The sequence below is a fragment of the Actinophytocola sp. genome (assembly GCF_009379765.1).
Taxonomy (GTDB): Bacteria; Actinomycetota; Actinomycetes; order Mycobacteriales; family Pseudonocardiaceae; genus Actinophytocola.
The window spans coordinates 1-19763 of sequence record NZ_WHTD01000158.1 but is presented as its reverse complement, the minus strand read 5'-3'; the positions used below and the strand labels follow the sequence as shown (position 1 = coordinate 19763).

The window sequence follows — 19763 nt, the reverse complement described above, 5'->3', positions numbered from 1 at the left end:
CTGCGAGTGGCCGGTGCCGAAGGCCTGGATCACGCCGTCGGCGCGGACGCAGTCGGCGAACAACGCGGCCGCGGCGCCGACCTCGGCCGCGGAGGAGGAGGCCACGTCGGAGAGCCGCCGCAGCAGCTCGGCCGCGCTCGACTCGGCACCCACCGACGTCGTCGTCACGACGCGGTCACCGCCGCCGTCGCGATCCGCACGATCTCCGCGATCACGTCGTCCAGCGAGCGCTCGCCGTCGCTCAGGGACCAGTGGTGCACCAACTCGTTCACCGCTCCGATCAGCGCGACCGCGCCCAGATGGAAGTCCCGCGCCTGCGCCTCGCCGCGCCCGACGGCCCGCTCGGCCTCCGCGACCAGGAACTCCGCCCACTTCTCGCGCCACGCGATCCGGTGGCGCTCCACGGCGTTGGAGACCCCGATGACCTCCACGTAGGACACCCGCGCCCACCGCGGGTCGCTCGCCGTGGTGGTGACGAACGCCCGCACCGCGCGGGCGAACCGCTCCCGGATCGGCGCGTCCGCCGCGTCCTCCAGCGCCCCGACCACCGCGTGGAACGCCTGCTCGATGATGCGGTCGTGCAGGGCCATCAGCAGGTCCTCGCGGCCGTCGAACTCCTCGTAGAAGTTCCGCGTGGACACCCCGGCATGCGTACACAGCTTCTCGATCGACGCCGCCGTGTAGCCCTCGGTGCCGAACCGTTCCAGGCCCGCCATGAGCAGCCGCTCCCTGCGCTCCGCCCGCCGCTCGCCGGCCGATCGGCCGCCGTAGGTGCGGCGCGCCACCGCGCCGGTTCCCGCCATCCGCCAACCCCCAATCGGTACCGATCAGGTTACTGGGGGCACCGCGGAGACGTGAAGACCCCTCATCCCTCGGTCAGGCGGGCTACCAGCGAGGTGTCGTGCTTGCCGTCGGCGAACTCCTGGTCGGCCAGCACCTGGTCGAGGAACTCCCGGGTCGTGTGCACGCCCGGCCCCTCGATCCGGAACTCGGCCAGCGCGCGGCGCATCCGCGCGATCGCCTGCTCCCGGTCCGGCGCCCACGCGATCACCTTGGCCAGCAGCGAGTCGTACGAAGCGGGCACCTTGTAGCCGGTGAAGCCGTGGGTGTCCACCCGCACGAACGGGCCGCCGGGCGGGGTGAACTCGGTGAGCGTTCCGGGTGCGGGCGCGAAGTTCCGCCGGGGATCCTCCACATTGACCCGGCACTCGATCGCCGCGCCGCGTAGCACCACGTCCTCCTGACGCAGCCGCAGCGGCTCACCGGCCGCGACCCGCAGCTGCTCGGCGATCAGGTCCACGCCGGTCACCACCTCGGTCACCGGGTGCTCCACCTGGATCCGGCAGTTGACCTCCATGAAGTAGAAGTCGTTCTCGGTGTCCACGAGGAACTCGAACGTGCCCGCGCCGACGTAGCCGGAGGCGAGCGCGCCGCGCACCGCGGCCGCGCCCATCCGCTCGGTCAGCTCGGCCGGCAGCCCCGGTGCCGGGGTCTCCTCGACCAGCTTCTGGTGCCGCCGCTGCACCGAGCAGTCCCGCTCGCCCAGGTGGATCGCGTTGCCGTGGGTGTCGCACAGCACCTGGATCTCCACGTGCCGCGCCGACGGCAGATACCGCTCGACGTAGACCCGGCCGTCGCCGAAGAGCTGCAGCGCGGTGGCCTTGGTCTGCTGGTAGGTCCTGGCGAAGTCAGCCGGAATATCCACAATGGACATTCCGCGCCCGCCGCCGCCCGCGGCCGCCTTGATGATCACCGGGTAGCCGATCTCCTCGGCCAGCCGCCGCGCCGACTCGGCGTCGGCCAGCGGCTCGACACTGCCCGCCAGCAGCGGCAACCCGGCCTCGGTCATCGCGGCGCGCGCCGAGGTCTTGTCCCCGAGCCTGGCCATCACCTCCGCGGGCGGGCCGATGAAGGTGACGCCCTCGGCCGCGCACACCTCGGCGAAGTCGGAGTCCTCGGACAGGAACCCGTAACCGGGGTGGATCGCGTCCGCGCCGGTGATCCGGGCCGCCTCGATCACCGCCGCGGCGTTGAGGTAGCTCTGCCGCGACGGTGCCGGCCCGATCCGCACGGCCTCGTCGGCCATCCGCACCACCGCCGAGTCCTCGTCCGCGGTGGAGTAGACGGCGACTGTGCGGACGCCGAGCTCGCGGCAGGCGCGTAACACCCGCACCGCGATCTCGCCGCGGTTGGCGATCAGAATCTTCTCGAACATCGTGCACCTCTCGGAAGGCCGTCAGGCGGCGAGCTCGGACTCCGCGGCGGCGAGGCGGAACAGCGGCTGGCCGAACTCGACGCCCTCGCCGTCACCCACCAGGACCTCCTCGATGCGGCCGGCCCGCTCGGCCTCGACGGGCAGCATCAGCTTCATCGCCTCGATGATCGCGATCTGCTGGCCGGGCGCGACCTCGTCACCCTCGGCCACGAACGGCGGCGCACCCGGCGACGGCGAGCGGTAGAACGTGCCGACGGTGGCCGCGTTCAGCGTCGGGCCGGACGGCGGCGCCGCGACCGGCGAGGTCGCCGTCGGAGCCACGACCGGCACCACGGGTGCGACCTGGGCGACCGCGACGTCCGGCGCATGCGCGGCGGCCGGCGGCGCCCAGCCCATCTCCACGGACACGTCGCCCACCCGCACGTTCAGCGTGCTCGGCGGCCGCGGGGACGTCGCCAGCAGGTCGGCCGCGGTCTCCCGCACGACCTTCAGCACGTCCGCCACGGACTGCGGCGCGTCGGCCGCCTCGTGCTCGTCGAACGCGTTGTGCTCGTTGGCGTTGTGCACGGCGCGGGGGAGTCGGTGAGTCATGCGCTGGCCGCCTCCCCGGAATTGACCCTTGTGGTCACCGTGGGTTGGTGCCGTCCGGTTCGGTGCGTACCGGCGGCTGGGTCGCGTCCCGTTCCCCTTGGGCGCGGTTGGCGAGCACGCGGTTCGTGCAAGTTCCCCGCTGCTCGACTGGCTGAGGTTGACACAAAGGGCGTCATGTCCTGCCTTCCCGGATCAGTGGTCGGTTCGGGGTCAGCTCAGTGGCCGGCGCCGAACGCGCGGAACCTGGCCCGGCGGTCGGCGATGAGTCGGGTCTCCTCGAGCGGCAGCAACGCCCGCAGGCTGTCCAGCAGCGCGGCACGCAGGTACTGCCCGGCGGTGACGTCGTCCGCCTGGGTGCCGCCGTCCGGCTCGGGCACGATCCGGTCGACGATGCCGAGCGGGAGCAGTTCGGCCGAGGTCACCCGCAGTGCTTCGGCGGCCCGTGGCGCGGCCGCCGGGTCGTTCCACAGGATCGCCGCGCACCCCTCCGGGCTGATCACCGAGTACACCGCGTTCGCGCAGATCAGCACGTGGTTGGCGACGCCGAGGGCGAGCGCGCCGCCGCTGCCGCCCTCACCGGTGACCACGCTGACCACCGGCACCGGGAGCGACGCCATCAGCCGGATGTTCTCCGCGATCGCGATGGCCTGGCCGTGCTGCTCGGCCTCCTTTCCCGGGTAGGCGCCGGGGGTGTCGATCAGCGAGATGATCGGGATGCCGAGCTTGGCGGCCAGCCGCATCAGCCGGGCGGACTTGCGGTAGCCGGCCGGGGTCGGCATGCCGAAGTTGCGCGCCGCGAGCTGGGCCGCGGTGTGGCCCTTCTGGTGGCCCATCACCATCACCGGAATGCCGGCCAGCCGCCCGAGGCCGCCGACGATCGCCGGGCAGTCCGCGCCGAGCCGGTCGCCGCGCAGCTCCTCGAAGTCGTCGAGCAGCAGGCCGAAGTAGTCGGCCGTCGTGGGCCGGTTGAGGTCGCGGGCCCGCTTGACGACCTGCCAGGGCTCGCCGCCGGTGGCCCCGCCCGCCGCCGCGCCGGCCGCCACGCCGGCGCCGGGCTCGCCGGGCTCGCCGGCCGGGACGGCGTGGTCCCGCGGGACCGGGGTGCCCATCGACAGCAGCCGGGCGAGGGTCGGGCGCAGCTCCTGGCGCGGCCGGATCATGTCGATCAGACCGTTGTCCAGGAGGAACTCCGCTGTCTGGAAGTCGGGCGGGAGCGTCTGCTTGATCGTCTGCTCGATCACCCGGCGGCCGGCGAACCCGAGGCGGGCGCCGGGCTCGGCGATGATCACGTCGGACAGCGTCGCGAACGAGGCCGCGACGCCGCCGAAGGTCGGGTCGGTGACCAGCGTGATCGTGAGCAGGCCGGCCTCGTCGAGCCGGCCGAGCATCGCGCTCGTCTTCGCCATCTGCATGAGCGCGACCGCGCCCTCCTGCATCCGGGCGCCGCCGGACGCGGTGGCGATCAGCAGCGGGACGCCGCGCTCCAGGGCGGTCTCGCCGGCCAGGGTGATCAGCTCGCCGACCGCGCCGCCGAGGCTGCCGCCCATGAAGTCGAAGTCCATCACGGCCACGACCAGCGGGTTTCCCTCGATGCTGCCGCTCGCGCACAGCACCGCCTCGGCCAGGCCGGTCTTGCGTCGGGCGTCGGCCAGGCGGGCCGGGTAGGGCTTGGAGTCGGTGAACTCCAGCGGGTCCGCGGAGTGCACCGGCAGGTCGAGCAAGGTCACGGTGCCCGGGTCGAGCAGCTGGTCCAGTCGCTGGCGGGCGCTGACCCTGCCGTGGTATCCACAGTCCGGACAGACTCGGAGACTCCGGCTCAACCGCTTGCCGTAGACCAGGGAGCGGCACTGGCGGCAGCTCACCCATTCGACCGGTTCGGCTGAGGTTGCGGTCCCGGCTGCGTTCGCGGCAGCGGTCACGGCGACCCTCCTTGGTTCATTCGGCGTCGAAGCGAGATTCGCCCTGCCGACTCCAAGTCGGCTCAAGGATCGGTCGAGGTGGTGACGACCCCTGCTGAGGTGTGCCGGTGAGACCCGTCACCGCCGGTTCGTGCGCAGCCCTTCGGCGAGGGCCTCGAGCGCCGGCAGCGCCTCCACCAGCGCGTCGCTGACGTCCGGTGACAGGCCGTCCAGGATCTTCGCGACCGTCTCCGTGCGGGCTTCGAGAATCCGCTGGTGGGTCTGCCGCCCGGCGTCGGTGGCGTCGAGCTGCACCGCACGCTGGTCGGCCGGGTCGGGCAGCCTGCTCAGCAAGCCGTCGGCGTCGAGCTTGGACACAACCCGGGACACCAAGGTCGGGTTGAGGCCCTCGATCTCGGTCAGCTCGGCCAGACCGATCGGGCCGCGGTAGGCCACGATGCCGAGCACCGACGCTTGAGTGGGGGTCAGGCCCTCGCTCGAGGACGACGCGTTGAGCAGCCGGGCCAGCTTCCCGATGACCCTGCGTAACCTGGTCACTGCTTCGGCGTCCACCGCTGCCTCCAAGTTGGAGTGGTCACAGTCGATTGATTGCTTGTCGGCAAGCAAATAGTATCGTGGTTTATGGGGACACAAAGCGTACGAGGAGATGTCCCCGCCGCACCCGTCCGGGCAGCGAGGCAGGACGGCCTGGAGCAGGACGGCCCGGAGCCGCTGCCTCGGCGCCACGTCGTGTTCGCGGTCGTGGCGCTCGCGCTGTTCATGGCGTCGATCGACCAGACCATTGTCGCCACCGCGCTGAACGCGATCCAGACCGACCTCGGCGCGGAGCTCACCTGGAGCGGCTGGACGATCACGGTCTACTCGCTCGGCCAGCTCATCGCGATGCCGATGGCCGGCAAGCTGGGTGACCATCTCGGCCGCAAGCGGGTGTTCCTGGTCGGCATCGGCGTGTTCACGGTGGCGTCGCTGGCCTGCGGGTTCGCGAACAACATCTACGTGCTCGTCGCCCTGCGCGCGTTGCAGGCGATCGGCGGCGGCGCGTTCCTGCCGTCGGCGACCGGGATCGTGGCCGAGCACTTCGGCCGGCACCGGGACCGCGCGGTGGGGATGTTCACCAGCATCTTCCCGATCGGCGGCATCGTCGGGCCCATCCTCGGCGGCGTCATCGTCAACTACTTCGGCTGGCGGACGATCTTCCTGGTCAACGTGCCGATCGGGATCCTGCTGCTCGTGCTGTCGGCCAAGCTCATCGCGGAGTCACCGCGCAAGCCGGCGGAGCGGATCGACTTCGGCGGCCTGGCTCTGCTCGCGACCCTCATGCTGGCGACGATGTACGGGCTGACCAACCTCGGCCGCGGGGTCACGAGCCCGTGGTTCCTGGTGCCCGAGCTGTGTGCGGTGGCGGCGGCCGTGTTCTTCGTCCGGCACACGATGCGCCACCGGGCGCCGTTCATCCCGCTGGCGTTCCTGGCCGGCCGAGGCTTCGGCGCGATGAACGTGCTCAACCTCCTGTTCGGCGGCGCGGCCATCGGGTTCGCCGCGCTGGTGCCGCTGTACGCCGAGGAGCGCTTCCACCTCGACCCACTGGCCGCCGGCACGCTGCTCACCGCACGCGCCATCGGGATGATCTGCGTCGCCGCGCTGGCGGTGCTGACGCTGCGCCGCCTCGGCCACCGGCTGCCGATGCTGATCGGCTTCGGCATCCTGATCGTGGGCCTGTTCCTGATGGCCGTGCCGCCGCCGGGGATGTCGGGTTACCTGTGGCTCTCGATCGCGGCGGGCATCACCGGGGTCGGCATGGGGATGTCCGTGCCGGCGTCGAACAACGCGGGGCTGCAGCTGGCCCCGGACCAGATCGCCTCGATCGCCGGCCTGCGCGGCATGTTCCGGCAGAGTGGCGCGATCATCGCGATCTCGGTGACCACCGCGGTCATGGCGAACAGCACCAACCCCGCGATGGCGCAGGCCCACTCGTTCGTGGTGCTGGCGGTGCTCCTGGTGGCGGCGGTCCCGCTGATCTGGACGATCCCCGACCACCGCGGCAGCTGGTGACCGTCCGGGTCTTGTGGCAGTTCCGCGTCGATGCCAAGGAAGTCGATGCCAAGGAAATGGTCGGGTCCTGGATCGATGCCGAGGGCCGGCGGCGGCTGCGCCGACCAGGTTTCGGTCGTCAGTGCCGGCGGAGCCGACTCCGACGAGCAACGTCCGCTGGGGTTGGCGGGTAAAGCCGACCTGTCAGCGGTTCGGCGGCCGCGTCTGGACCTGAGGGGGAATCCGGGCCGGCAGCCAGCGCATCGCGCCGCTGTCCTGGATGACGACGATCCGGCTGTCGTCGTCGACCGGGCCGATCACCGCGAAACCCGAGTTCGGGGCGACTCCGGCGTACCGCATGGCGACGTCGGCGCGGACGATTCCGCTCACACCGCCGCCGACCACCTTGCCCGCGCCGTCCACGATCACGGTGCAGCGGACCGGGTCGGCGCGGTCGGCGGCCCAGCCGTGGAAGACGGGGACCGCCTTTCCGTGGAAGAAGGGCGCCGGGTCGGGCGGCTCGACCCACTCCACCGCACCGGCCGCGTGCTTCGGCCTCTTGTTGCCCCGCGCGGGAAGCAGGGGCGTCATCGCGTCGCGGTCCAGCACCGAACCGAGCTCGGGGCCGCCGCAGCCGAGGGTGAAGTCGTCGGTGAACGGGTAGTGGCCCATCGCCCGCAACCGCGGCACGAGGTCGCTCGCCAGCGGATACCGTCGATACGCGTCGCTGAACCCCCCGCGGATGGCGACGGCCTCCACGTGGTGCGCCTTGTCCGCCGCCCGTTCCGCCACGGCGTCGGGCGCGCCGAGCGCGTAGCCGAGCATGCCGGCGACGAGCGTCACGGCGGCGATCTTGTAGCCGGCCCGGTCCGCCCGGCGGTGGACCACGGTGGCCAGCAGCACGATGGCCGGTAGCGACATCAGCACCGATATCGAGGTGTAGCGGGCCGTGTCCATGCCGACCTCGCCGCCGTAGTCGACCCGGGCGATCGCGATCATCCCGGCGCCGAGGAAGGCGTGGCAGGCCAGCGCCCACCAGAACCACAGCCCCGGCTCGCGCGCGACCTTGCTGGACGCCAGCGCCGCGTAGATGCCGAGGATCACCGCGCCGGCGAGCGCCGCCATCCCGCCGCTGTCCGCCGTCCACAGCTTGCCGACGATGGCGAGGAAGTAGTACAGCAGGCTGCCGAGGTCGGTGGTCGGGGCGCCGGCCAGCGGGGCCGACGGCCGGTAGGCCAGCCACACCGCGACGATCACGCCGCCCGCGGCCAGCGGCAGCAGCCGCTTCCACACCGGCTCCCGCCGCACGACCGCGAGCAGCGCCAACACCGGCCAGACCGCGAACGCGGTGCCGTACGTGACGCTGCCCAGCAGCGCGAGGCCCCAGGCGGGCCACCACCGGCCGCGCACCGCCAGCAGCAGCGCCACGACGACGATCAGGTTGGCGGTCAGCCATGCCGTTCCGCTCATCGCCCTGGTGTAGTTCCACAGGCCGTGCAGGCTGAAGACCAGCGCCGAGCCGCCCGCCACGATGCCGGCCCGCACCAGCGGCGACAGGGTCGCGGGCAGCGCCGCGCGCAGCGCCAGCACGGTGAGACCGGCCACCGCCACGACGAACACGCCCAGCGTCCGGTTGTCGCCGGCGAACAGCTCGATGTTGACCCAGTAGACCAGCGACGGCAGCCCGAGGATGTGCTCGTTGGACAGGTAGTTCGCGAGGTCGAACGCCTTGAGCGTGCCGTCCGGGTTCGTGATGCGGGTCAGCTGGTACAGGTAGTCGATGTGCTGCAGGCGTCCCGCGCCCGCGACGTCCAGCAGGGTGCCGACGGCCGGGACCACCGCGAGCAGCGTGACGAGCCTCGGCAGCCAGTGCCCCGTGACGAACCGCCGCGCGGCGAGGCGCCACGCCGGCGGGCCCGCCGGGGCGGCAGTCACCTCGTCGGGTTCCGGCGTCGGGTCCGGCTGGGGATCCGGCCGCACCGCCGTGCTCGTCACGTGAGTACTGTGCCAAACCCCGCGCACCCCGGACGAACCGGACCCGGTCCGCTCACCGGAGGTCGTACACCGTCTGGTTGCCGACGGCCGTCGACTCGTAGTTGTCCGCGACCCACTCCGCGATCTCCGAGCTTCCCCGCGGACCGCCGCCCATGCCGCCGACGTAGTAGCTGACCTGTCCACTTTCGACATACTGCTGGAACTCCGCGAGGGTCGGCGCCGGGTCGCTGCCGCTCCAGCCGCCGACCGCGATGACCGGCCTGCCACTGGCCAGCTCCATGTCCGCCGCGCTCGTGGCGTTGGTCGTCGCCGCGGCCCACGTGGTGTCGGTCGCGGCCAGCAACGAGGTCAGCCCGTCGCTCGTCAGGTCGCCGGGGCCGGCCATCCGCAGGCCACCCACGTCCGCCCCGGCCGGGCCCGAGAGCGGGATCGAGCCGGTGTGCGTCCGCGCGGCCGTCGCCACCGAGTACGCGCCGGTGCCGGCCAGCGCGACGACCACCCCGGCGGTCGCGACCCACCGGCCCGCTCGCCCGCCGCCGAGCGCCAGCCCGGTCGCCACCACGACCCCGCCGGCCAGGATCACCCAGCGCAGCCACGGCAGCCAGGAGTCGGTGCGGTCCAACAGGATGAACGACCACACCGCGGTGACGGCGACCATCGCGGCCATCGCCACCGCGGCCGGCCGGTTGGTCCGCCCGGTCCACAGCCGCACGCCCGCGACGCCGACCACCGCGCCGATCGCCGGCGCCAGCGCCACCGCGTAGTACGGGTGGATGATCCCGCCCATCAGGCTGAACACCAGCCCGGTCAGCACGAGCCAGCCACCCCACAGCAGCAGCGCGGCGCGGGTCGGGTCGGTGCGCGGCGCCCGCCGGGTGAACCAGAAGCCCGCGCCCAGCGCGACGATCGCGGCCGGCAGCAGCCAGGACACCTCGGTGCCGAACGCCGCGCCGAACATCCGGCCGAGCCCGGAGGCGCCGCCGAACCCGACGTTGCCATCGCCATCGCCACCGCCACCGGGGTTGCCGTCGCCGCCGAAGATCCGGCCCAGCCCGTTGTAGCCGAGGGCGAGCTCCAGCAGGCTGTCGTTCGTCGACCCCGCGATGTAGGGCCGCGAACCGGCCGGCCACAACGCGACCAGCGCGACGTACCAGCCGGCCGACCCGACGACCGAGATGCCGGCCAGCACGACGTGCCAGACCCTGCGCCGCAGCGAGGTCGGCGCGGCGAGGAGGTAGGCGAGGCCGAACGCGGGCAGCACCAGGAACGCCTGCAGCATCTTGGTGAGGAAGCCCAGCCCGACCAGCGCGCCGGCCAGCGCGAGCCACCGCGAGCTCGCCGTCTCCGTCGCCCGGGTCACCGCGTAGCCGGCACCCACCAGAAGCAGCACGAGCAGCGCGTCCGGAAGGTTGTAGCGAAACATCAGCGTCGCCACCGGGGTCAGTGCGAGCACGGTGCCGGCGAGCAGACCCGCGGCCGGCCCGGCGACCCGCTTCACCGCCGCGTACAGCAGGAACACCGACGCGACCCCGGCGAGCGCCTGCGGGGCGAGCACGCTCCAGCTGGAGAAGCCGAACACCCGCCCGAACAACCCGGACAGCCACAGCGACGCGGGCGGCTTGTCCACGGTGACCACGTTGCCGGCGTCGAGCGAGCCGAAGAGCCACGCCTTCCAGCTCCGCGTGGCGGCCTGGGTGGCGGCCGCGTAGTAGCTGTTGGCCCACCCGGACGCGGTGAGGTTCCACAGGTACAGCGCCGCGGTGCCGGCGAGCATCAGCCACCCGAGCGGGCGGTGCCGGGTCGCCGGGCGCGGGGTCGCCGGCACGGCGGGGGCGGGCGGGGCGAGAGTGGCGGTCAACGCGGGCTCCTCGGGGTCTGGCGGCGCGGGTGGAACACCCAGCCGCGGAGCAGCAGGAAGCGCAGGACGGTCGCGGTGAGGTTGGCGGCCACGAGGACCGCGAGCTCGAGCGCGCGACCGGGCGCGGTCAGTCCGGTGAGGACGGCCAGCGAGCCGCTGGTGAGCGCCAGCCCGAGGCCGAACACGAGCAGGCCCTCGAACTGGTGCCGGCCGGCGAGGTGCCGGCCGCGCACGCCGAAGGTGAACCGCCGGTTCGCCGCCGTGTTCGCGACCGCGGTCAGGCCGAGCGCGAGGAAGTTGGCAGCCTGCGCGCCCATTCCCTTGCGCAGCAACGAGAACAGCAGCAGGTAGGCGAGCGTGCTGGCGATCCCGACGGCGGCGAACCGGACCAGCTGGCGCACGAGACTCGGTGGTACGCCCGGGATCGGGTCGCGGCGACCCAGCTGCGCGCGCAGCTGCCCGACCGGGACACTGCCGGTCGCGAGCGCGCGGGCCAGCCGGAGGATGCCACGCAGGTCGGCGAGCGCGGTGGCGACGATGTCGACCCGGCTGTCCGGGTCGTCCACCCAGTCCACCGGCACCTCGTGGATGCGCAGCCCCGCCCGTTCGGCCAGCACGAGCAGCGGTGTCGAAGAACCAGCCGGTGTCGGCGATGTGCGGCAGCAGCCGGGCGGCCACGTCCGCGCGGATCGCCTTGAAGCCGCACTGCGCGTCGGAGAACCGGATCGCGAGTGTGCCGCGCAGCAGCAGGTTGTAGCCGCGCGAGATCAGCTCCCGCTTCCGCCCCCGCACGACCCGGGCGCCACGCGCGAGCCGGCTGCCGATCGCGACGTCGGAGTGCCCGGACAGCAGCGGCGCCACCAGCGGCGCCACCGCGGCGAGATCGGTCGACAGGTCGACGTCCATGTAGGCGAGCACCGGGGCGTCGGACGCCGACCAGGCCGCGTGCAGCGCGCGGCCGCGGCCCTTCTCGGCCAGGTGCACGGCGGTCACCTCGGGCAGCTCCGCCGCCAAGCCTCGCGCGATCGCCGGCGTGCGGTCGGTGCTCGCGTTGTCCGCGACGGTGATCCGGAACCGGTACGGGAAGTGGTCGCGGAGCTGGGCGTGCAGCCGGCGGACACAGCCGTCGAGGTCGCGCTCCTCGTTGTGCACCGGGATGACGACGTCCAGGACGGGCCTTTCGCCATCGGGCACGATGGGCCCGCGGTCGGTGGTGCCGGGCAGCGTGAGCGTCATGGGTTCCACGGTCGGCCGGTTCGCTGGGCCGGCTGTGTGTCCCGGCTGTGCGCAGGCTGTGAGCATCAGGCGCGCCCGAGGTCGTACACGGCGACGCCGTCGACGGTGGTCGCCGCGTAGTTGTCGGCGACCCACCCGGCGATCTCCTGGCCCGCGTCGCTACCGCCGGTCGACGTGCCGGATGTGCCGCCGCCGCCGAGGAAGTAGCGGATCTGTCCGGATCGGACGTACTGCTGGAACTCGGCCGGCGTCGGGGACGGGTCGGTGCCGTTGAAGCCACCGATCGCCATCACCGCGACGCCGCAGGCGAGCTGGTAGCCGGCCGCGTTGTTCGAGCCGACGGTCGCCGCGGCCCACCGGTGGCCGCCGCTGTCCCGCAGCAGCGCGACGAGGTCGTCGCCGGGTGTGGCGGCGTCGAGCAGGCCGCCCATGCCACCACCCATGCCACCACCCATGCCCCCGCCCGTGCCCCCGCCGAACGGCCTGATCGGACCGCCGCCTCCCGGGCCACCGGTGACCGCCGGACCGGCCGAGGGGATCGCGCCGGTGTGCGGGGTCGCGGCGGTGGCCAGCGAGTACGCGGCCGGCCCGGCGAGCGCGGCGACGGCGGCGAGCGCGGCCACGCCCTGGCGCGCCCGGTTCGGCAGGTCGGCCGCGAGCAGCAGCAGCGCCGCGGCCGCCAAGCCGCCGACGAGCACGGCCACCCGCAGCGCGGTCCACGTCGGGTCGCCGAGCAGCACGTACGCCTCGACCGCGGCCAACCCGACCACACCGGACAGCACGGCCGCGGCCAGCGGGTCGGATCGCCTGCGCCACAACAGGATCGCGCCGACCCCGACCAGCGCGCCGATCGCCGGCGCGAGCGCGACCGTGTAGTAGGCGTGGATGATGCCGTTCATGTAGCTGAACACCAGCGCGGTGACCACGAGCCACCCACAGCAGGAGGGCCGCGCGGGTCGGGTCGGTGCGGGGCGCCCGGCGGGTCAGCCAGAGCCCGGCCGCCAGCAGCACGACCGCCGCGGGCAGCAGCCACGCGACCTGGCTGCCCATCTCGGCGCCGAGCAGCCGCGCCCAGCTCGCCCGGCCCCAGCCACCGCCGCCGACGCTGCCGACCTCGTCACCGGTGAGCCGGCCGAGCCCGTTGTAGCCGAGTGCGAGCTCGAGCACGCTGTCGGTCTGCGAGCCGCCGATGTAAGGGCGCGAACCGGGCCACCGCGCCACGAGCAGGATCCACCATCCACTCGAGACGATCACCGCGCCGGTCGCCGCGGCGAGATGGGCCAGCCGGCGGCCGAGCGTCGCCGGGGCGGCGAGGAGGTAGGCGGCACTGAACGCGGGCAGCACCAGGAACGCCTGCAGCATCTTGGTGAGGAAGCCGAACCCGACGCACGCGCCGGCCAGCACGAGCCAGCGCCCGGACGCCGCCCCGGTCGCCCGGGTCACCGCGTAGGCGGCGGCCACGAGCAGGAGCACGAGCAGCGCGTCCGGGTTGTTGAACCGGAACATCAGCACCGCGACCGGCGTGAGCGCGAGGACCGCGCCGGCGAGCAACCCGGCCGCCCGGCCCGCGACCCGCCGCACGGTCGCGTACAGCAGCCACACCGCGGCGACGCCCAACAGCGCCTGTGGCACCAGGACGCTCCACGCGTTCACCCCGAACAGCCGCGCGGACAGGCCCATCACCCACACCGAGGCGGGCGTCTTGTCGATGGTGATCGCGTTGGCCGGGTCGGTCGAGCCGAAGAGCCAGGCCTGCCAGTCCATCGAGCCGGCCTGCGCGGCGGCCGAGTAGTAGGCGTTCGCCCAGCCGGAGGCGCCGAGCCCGCACAGGTACAGCAGCGCGGCGCCGAGTAACAACGTCGGCAGCGCGAGGGACTCAGGGCGAAGGCGGGCACGGGCGAGCGTGGTCATACCGGCCACGCTGGCCGCCGGCGCTGGGCGCCGGCTTTGTCATTCCTGTGCGGCGGCTGTGAGCGGCAGCCACACGGTGACCTCGGTGTGGCCGGGGCGGCTCTCGACGCCGACGTCACCGCCGTGCGCCTGCACGACCGCGGCCACGATCGCGAGGCCGAGGCCGGTGCTGCCCGCGGCGCGGGAGCGGGACGAGTCGCCGCGGGCGAAGCGCTCGAAGACCTCCGGCAGCAGGTCGTCGGGGATACCCGGCCCGTCGTCGGTGACCGACAGCACGACCTCGGTGTCCGTTGTGGACAGTCTGGTTGCGACGGTCGTGCCGCCGGGGGTGTGGGTGCGCGCGTTGGACAGCAGGTTGGCCAGCACCTGGTGCAGCCTGGCGTCGTCGCCCGGGACGGTGACCGGCTCGGCGGGCAGCTCGATCCGCCAGTGGTGCTCCGGTCCGGCGACCCGGGCATCGCTCACCACGTCGACCACCAGCCGCGATAGGTCCACTGTGGAGTGATCGAGCGGCCGGCCGGAGTCCAGGCGGGCCAGCAGCAGCAGGTCGTCGACGAGCGTGGTCATCCGCGCGGCCTCGGACTCGACCCGGCCGATCGCGTGCGCCACCTCGGGTGTCGCGTCACCACCGCGGCGGACCAGCTCGGCGTACCCGCGGACGGCGGCGAGCGGGGTGCGCAGCTCGTGGCTCGCGTCGGCGACGAACTGGCGCACCCGGGTCTCGCTCTCGTGCCGGGCGGTGAGCGCGTTGTCGACGTGCCCGAGCAACCGGTTGAGTGCGAGCCCCAGCTGCCCGATCTCGGTGCGCGGATCGGTGTAGCGCGCGGGAACTCGCTCGGCGATGGCGACCTCGCCGCGGTCCAGGGGTAGCTCCGCCACCCGGCCCGCGGTGCGCGCCACGTCCTGGAGGGGTTGGAGGGTGCGCCGCACGATCAACGCGCCCGCGCCGCCGGCCGCGAGCAGCCCGACCAGCGCGACCCCGCCGAGGATCAGCCCGGTCGACAGGAGCGTGTCGTCCACCTCGGACATCGGCAGCCCGGTGATGACCACGTCCCGGGGCGTCGGCCGGACCGCCATGAGCCGGTACTCGCCGAGGTCGCCGAAGTCGTGCGTGTAGACCTTGCCGTCGACCGGCAGGGCGAGGAGGGCCGGGTAGTCGGCGGCCGGCACGCCGCGGATCTCGCCGGTGCTGGCCAGCACCTCGGCGGAGGTCACCTGGTCGCCGACGACGTGCGCGGACACGGTGTCCGGACCCTGCTTGTCGATCAGCGCGAGCTGCCCTCCACCGGGGCGGCCTTCCGTGCCGGGCCCGGAAGGCCCGAGCGAGCGGGCGCTCGCCTCGGCGACCCGCTCGTCGAGCTGGTTGAGCAGGACGGCCTGCAGCGCCAGCAAGGTGACCGCCACGATCACCACGCACACCATGGCGAGCAGGATGACCTGCTCGGCGATGAGCCGCCGGCGCAGCGGCCACGTCTCGAGGCCACTACCCGGTGCCACAGCACTCAGCCTGCCGGTTTGAGGACATAGCCCGCACCCCGCATGGTGTGGATCATCGGCGCCCGGCCGGCGTCGATCTTCTTGCGCAGGTAGGAGATGTAGAGCTCGACGATGTTGGCCTGGCCGCCGAAGTCGTAGTTCCACACCCGGTCGAGGATCTGAGCCTTCGACAGGACCCGGCGTGGGTTGCGCATGAGGTAGCGCAGCAGCTCGAACTCGGTGGCGGTGAGGTCGACCGGCTCGCCCGCACGGTGCACCTCGCGGCTGTCCTCGTCGAGGGAGAGGTCGCCGACGACGACCGTGGCGCCTGCCGTGGCCTCGGCGATGCCCGTGCGGCGCATGAGGGCCCGCAGCCGCAGCGTGACCTCCTCGAGGCTGAACGGCTTGGTGACGTAGTCGTCGCCGCCCGCGGTGAGCCCGGCGATGCGGTCCTCGACGGCGTCCTTGGCGGTGAGGAACAGGACCGGTAGCGCGGGCGAGTCGGCCCGCATGCGGCGCAGGACCTCGAGCCCGTCGATGTCGGGGAGCATCACGTCGAGCACGACCGCGTCCGGGCGGAACTCCCGGGCGGTGCGGACCGCGGCGAGGCCGTCCTGGGCGCTGCGCACGTCCCAGCCCTCGAGCCGCAGCGCCATCGAGACGAGCTCGGCGAGGGTGGCCTCGTCATCGACGACGAGCACCCGGACCGGCCGGCCGTCGGGCCGCCGCAGCTCGCTCTTCATGGTCTGATCCTCACCCGCCACGGTGTGGTCGGCCTGTGTGGATCCTGTGTATCAGCTGTGCGCCCGACCGGCGCGACGAGCGGGTCACAGCGAGGGCCAACGGCGGACACAGGTGGTCCACAGGAACGGGGTCGACGGTTGGGGCCATGAACGCCGAACAGCAGTCCCCTGTGCCAGCGCAGCCGCAGGCCGGCCCCGCCGCGCCGGTCCCCGGCGCGCCCGGGCAGCCGTCGCCGGAGAGTCCCGTGCCACCGCAGCCGCCGCCCGCCGGGTGGGGCGCGCCGCCGCCTCCGCCGCCGCCGTCGGGCCGGCCGAAGTGGACGGTCCGGCGGACCGTGGTCGCGATCGCCGTGGCGGTCGGCATCGCGGCGGCGGGTGGGGTGGCCATCTACGCGGCGAGCGGCTCGACGGACCAGGACGCCGGCCCGGGCGGCGGTCCCGGCGGCGGCACGATGCCGCGCGGTGGCGGGGGTACCGGCCCGATCATCGGCGGCCCGATGGCCGACACCCCGCACGGTGAGTTCCAGAACGGCGAGGTGACCGAGATCAGCGACACCTCGATCACCGCGAAGAGCGACGACGGCTACACCCGCACCTACGTGATCGAGGCCGACACCGTGATGACCGACGGCATCGAGAAGGGCGACGACGTGATGATCATCGCCACCACCTCCGACGACGAGGCGACCGCCACCACGATCACCGAGGTGGGCCAGGGCATGCTCCCGCCCCGCCGAGACGGCCAGAACGGCGACGGCAACTAACGCGAGTCCAACCCCCAGAACCCGTTGCCGGGGTCAGCAGGCCGGGTCCGGCGGTGCCCCGAGCAAGCCGCCCACCAGGTTCCCCACCCCGCACAGCAGGCCGGAGCTCGGGGTCGACGCCGGTGGCTCCGTCGCCGGTGGCTCGGCCGCCGGGTCGGTGACCGGTGGCTCGCTCGGCGGGTCCGTCACGGGCGGCGCGGTCGGCGGCGGCTCCGAGGGCGGCGTGCCGGGCGGCGTCGTGGGTGGCCCTGTGGGTGGCGTTGTGGGTGGGGTCGACGGTGGCGCTGTGGGTGGCGGTGTCGACGGCGGCGTCGACGGTGCGGCCGGCGGAGTGGAGGCCGGTGGGGTCGTCGCGGCTTGGGCGGCCACCGGCAGCGTGCCGGACCGGTACACCGCCATCCACGAGCGCACCAGTGACAGGTAGCTCGTCGAGTGGTTGTACGACAGGACCGCGGCGTCCAGCCCGGTCGGCGTGCCGAGGTCGCGGTTGGCCGCGCACAGGTACCGGGCCGCGGCGAGTGACGCGTCGTACACGTTGTGCGGGTCCGTCCGACCGTCCACGTTGCCGTCCGCCTGCCAGCGCGCCCACGTGCCGGGGATGAACTGCATCGGGCCCACCGCCCGGTCCCACACCGTGTCGCCGTCCAGCAGGCCGCCGTCGGTGTCGGCGATCGCCGCGAACGGGCCGCCGGACAGTACCGGGCCGAGGATCGGGGTCAGCGTCGTGCCGTCAGCGGCGACCCGACCGCTCCTGGCATGGCCGGTCTCCACCTTGCCGATCGCCGCCAGCAGCTCCAGCGGGATGTGGCAGCCGGGCTGCACCATGTTCGTCCGCTCGGCCGCCCGCCGGTACGCGTCCAACACGGTGGCGGGGATGCCGGCCACCCCGATCCCGGTCGACGCGGCGTGCACGATCTCGTCCGACGCCCGCGTCGACGCTGGGAACGACGCGGTCGGTCGCGTGTTCCCACCGGCACCCGCCGAGGCCGAGGCCGACGGCGCGGGTGCGGGGGAGGGCTCCGCGGGTGGAACGGGGTCGGCCGGCACGGTCGACGCCGCCGCCGACGCGGCCAGCAGCGCGGCGCTCACCGCCAGCAGACCACTCGACGGTCGCACCAGCCTGTGCCGGCCGCGCGACCCCTCGCCGCTGTGCTCGGTCAACCACCCCGTGCCCCGCATCGGCCGGCCGACCAGTCGGTGCCGAGACTTCCTCGCCACGCGAACCCACCCCTCTCCAGGCGACTACGGCGAGTAGAGCACTGGAGACGAGCGTGAATGCCGGCCGCGGGCGACCTGTACCCCATCGGGCAGTCAACCCGACCTCATCGGTAGGACGTCAGTCACCACTGTCGACAGCGACCGCGCGGATCGGCTCACCTCGCGGCGGGATCGCGTCCGCGCGTGCGGGGTCGATCCGGTTGGCCGATCCGTCCGCCGCCGTCTGGGCCACCGCGAGCATCACGAGGTACGCCGAACGGATCTGGACCTGCTCGTGCCCCTCGCCCATCGCGGACAGCTCCAACAGGACGCTCGCGCTGCCCCGGAGCCCGTAGGCGTTGCGTGCGATGCCTTCGTAGTCGCCGCCGGGGTACTGGCTGACGTTGCCACCGGCCAGGTGGTCGATCGTCTGCTGGGCCACCACGGTCACCCGCTTGGCGGCGTCCACCAGCGCCGGCGTGACGCCGGGGTTGGTCGGCCACAGCAGCGACGCGGTGATCTCCCGACCGCCGTCGTCGAGGTACTGGCCCTGCATGTGGTAGTCGACCGCGATGTGCGGCTCGAACGCCGCGTACGCGCGCTGGATGTGGGCCGCCTCGGGTGCCGGGTTGTCCTCCGGCGCCATCGACGGGTTGTGGTACCGGTTGATGTCGTAGCCCTTGCCCTGCTCGCCGTACTCGGGGTCGGCGGTCGGGTCGTAGTTGTAGCGCCAGTCGTGCGCGTGCCCGTCGGGGTTGGCGCGCACCACCACGTCGACGGTCACCCGCGAGCGCAACCACTTGTGCCAGAACGTGTTCCCGACGCCGATGGTGCGCAGGAACTCGATCGCGGCCGGCGTGCCGAGCGGCTCGTTGCCGTGCTGCTGGGTGACGTACTGCAGGCGCACCGGGCCGTGCCCGACCCGGGCGGCCCACACCGGCCTGCCCTCGTTGGTCTCGCCGATCGAGCGGACGTCGATCCGGCCGTGGCCGCGGTGCGCGAGGTCGGCGAGGATCGTGCCGACGGCCTCATTGGACGGTCGCGGGTCGATGTCGTGCCACCACGACGTCGGCATGGGTGCGGCGGCGGGAGCGGCTTGCGCGGGAACGGTGAGCGTCGTGAGGGCCAGCGCCGTGGCGGTTGCCAGCGCGAGCAGGGGACGCGGGCGAATTCGCATAGCGACCAAACTGTCACAACCCGCAACCGGCCGACAAGGTTAGAGTGCAGGCTGTGAAGATCGCCATCGTTGGCGAGACCAGGCCTGGCGAGCGGCGGGTGGCGCTTGTGCCCGGGCTCGTGTCCCGCCTGACCGACGCGGGCCAGGAGGTCGTGGTCGAGCCGGGTGCCGGCAAGGCCGCGGGCTTCACCGACGACGACTACCGCGGCACGGGCGCCACGGTGGCTGCGGACGCACTCGACGGGGCCGCGGCCGCGCTGTCCGTGCAGCCGCTCGCGCCGTCCCAGGCCCGGCGGCTCGCCAAGGGCGCGATCACGGTCTCGTTCCTGCCGACGGCGCAGGAGCTCGAGCTGGTCCGGGTGCTGCGCGACAGCGGGCTGACCGCGTTGGCGATGGAGCTGGTGCCGCGTATCTCGCGTGCGCAGGCGATGGATGCGTTGTCCTCGCAGGCGTTCGTCGCGGGCTATCGGGCGGTGCTGGTGGCCGCGGAGCGGTTGCCGCGGTTCTTCCCGTTGTCGATGACCGCGTCCGGTACGGTTCCGCCGGCCAAGGTGCTCGTGCTCGGTGCGGGTGTGGCGGGTCTGCAGGCGATCGCGACCGCGCGCCGGTTGGGTGCGAAGGTGCGGGCCTATGACGTGCGGGCGGCGTCG

General features: G+C 73.3%; 14 protein-coding genes and 3 pseudogenes. 3 read left to right on the top strand and 14 right to left on the bottom strand.

The genetic code is table 11. The annotated features are described in order from the left end of the window. The 6 genes from GEV28_RS34065 to GEV28_RS34040 form a co-directional block, all read right to left on the bottom strand. Window positions 1–153: SIS domain-containing protein (locus GEV28_RS34065; RefSeq protein ID WP_291417061.1), on the bottom strand; the 153-nt coding region annotated here is incomplete at its 3' end. An 11-nt stretch (window positions 154–164) separates the two neighbouring features. After that, the gene (locus GEV28_RS34060) at window positions 165–803 is read right to left on the bottom strand and encodes a TetR/AcrR family transcriptional regulator (protein WP_291417055.1); all 639 of its coding nucleotides are present in this window, start codon (window positions 801–803) and stop codon (window positions 165–167) included. Between the two features lie 62 nt (window positions 804–865). Then, window positions 866–2215 carry an acetyl-CoA carboxylase biotin carboxylase subunit gene (accC, locus tag GEV28_RS34055; protein ID WP_291417053.1) on the bottom strand — a complete coding sequence of 450 codons (1350 nt, stop codon included), beginning with the start codon at window positions 2213–2215 and terminating at the stop codon, window positions 866–868. Between the two features lie 21 nt (window positions 2216–2236). Beyond that, window positions 2237–2806 carry a biotin/lipoyl-containing protein gene (locus tag GEV28_RS34050; protein WP_291417052.1) on the bottom strand — a complete coding sequence of 190 codons (570 nt, stop codon included), beginning with the start codon at window positions 2804–2806 and terminating at the stop codon, window positions 2237–2239. A gap of 215 nt (window positions 2807–3021) precedes the next feature. After that, a complete protein-coding gene (accD, locus tag GEV28_RS34045) occupies window positions 3022–4725 on the bottom strand; it encodes an acetyl-CoA carboxylase, carboxyltransferase subunit beta (RefSeq protein ID WP_291417051.1) in 1704 nt (567 codons plus the stop codon). Window positions 4726–4842: 117 nt separating this feature from the next. Continuing rightward, window positions 4843–5277 (bottom strand): MarR family winged helix-turn-helix transcriptional regulator, encoded by a 435-nt coding sequence (locus GEV28_RS34040; RefSeq protein WP_291417049.1) that lies wholly within the window; start codon window positions 5275–5277, stop codon window positions 4843–4845. A gap of 69 nt (window positions 5278–5346) precedes the next feature. Here GEV28_RS34040 and GEV28_RS34035 point away from each other — a divergent pair, with 69 nt between their 5' ends. Then, window positions 5347–6777, top strand: coding sequence for an MFS transporter (locus GEV28_RS34035; protein ID WP_291417047.1), 1431 nt, complete (start codon window positions 5347–5349; stop codon window positions 6775–6777). A 183-nt stretch (window positions 6778–6960) separates the two neighbouring features. Here the strand turns inward: GEV28_RS34035 and GEV28_RS34030 are convergent, their stop codons facing one another. From GEV28_RS34030 to GEV28_RS34005, 6 genes and pseudogenes are all read right to left on the bottom strand, one after another. Next, window positions 6961–8751: a hypothetical protein gene (locus GEV28_RS34030; protein WP_291417045.1), complete on the bottom strand. Its 1791-nt coding sequence runs from the start codon at window positions 8749–8751 to the stop codon at window positions 6961–6963. 52 nt (window positions 8752–8803) lie between these two features. Further along, window positions 8804–10576, bottom strand: a complete 1773-nt coding sequence (locus GEV28_RS34025; protein ID WP_291417059.1) for a glycosyltransferase family 39 protein — start codon at window positions 10574–10576, stop codon at window positions 8804–8806. Window positions 10577–10605: 29 nt separating this feature from the next. Further along, a pseudogene (locus GEV28_RS34020) lies at window positions 10606–11845 on the bottom strand (glycosyltransferase). Window positions 11846–11910: 65 nt separating this feature from the next. Next, window positions 11911–13756, bottom strand: a pseudogene (locus tag GEV28_RS34015) (glycosyltransferase family 39 protein). Window positions 13757–13795: 39 nt separating this feature from the next. Beyond that, window positions 13796–15178 carry a HAMP domain-containing sensor histidine kinase gene (locus GEV28_RS34010; protein WP_291417057.1) on the bottom strand — a complete coding sequence of 461 codons (1383 nt, stop codon included), beginning with the start codon at window positions 15176–15178 and terminating at the stop codon, window positions 13796–13798. 80 nt (window positions 15179–15258) lie between these two features. Continuing rightward, window positions 15259–15975: a response regulator transcription factor gene (locus tag GEV28_RS34005; RefSeq protein WP_291417043.1), complete on the bottom strand. Its 717-nt coding sequence runs from the start codon at window positions 15973–15975 to the stop codon at window positions 15259–15261. Window positions 15976–16121: 146 nt separating this feature from the next. On the opposite strand from GEV28_RS34005, the gene GEV28_RS34000 reads away from it, so the two are divergent. Beyond that, complete coding sequence (locus GEV28_RS34000) at window positions 16122–16739, top strand: hypothetical protein (protein ID WP_291417041.1); 618 nt, start codon at window positions 16122–16124, stop codon at window positions 16737–16739. Between the two features lie 33 nt (window positions 16740–16772). Here the strand turns inward: GEV28_RS34000 and GEV28_RS33995 are convergent, their stop codons facing one another. Continuing rightward, window positions 16773–17957 (bottom strand): lytic transglycosylase domain-containing protein, encoded by a 1185-nt coding sequence (locus GEV28_RS33995; protein WP_291417039.1) that lies wholly within the window; start codon window positions 17955–17957, stop codon window positions 16773–16775. 118 nt (window positions 17958–18075) lie between these two features. After that, window positions 18076–19113 carry a M14 family zinc carboxypeptidase gene (locus tag GEV28_RS33990; RefSeq protein WP_291417037.1) on the bottom strand — a complete coding sequence of 346 codons (1038 nt, stop codon included), beginning with the start codon at window positions 19111–19113 and terminating at the stop codon, window positions 18076–18078. Window positions 19114–19166: 53 nt separating this feature from the next. Between GEV28_RS33990 and GEV28_RS33985 the strand changes: the two are divergent. After that, a pseudogene (locus GEV28_RS33985) lies at window positions 19167–19763 on the top strand (NAD(P)(+) transhydrogenase (Re/Si-specific) subunit alpha); the annotation flags it as partial.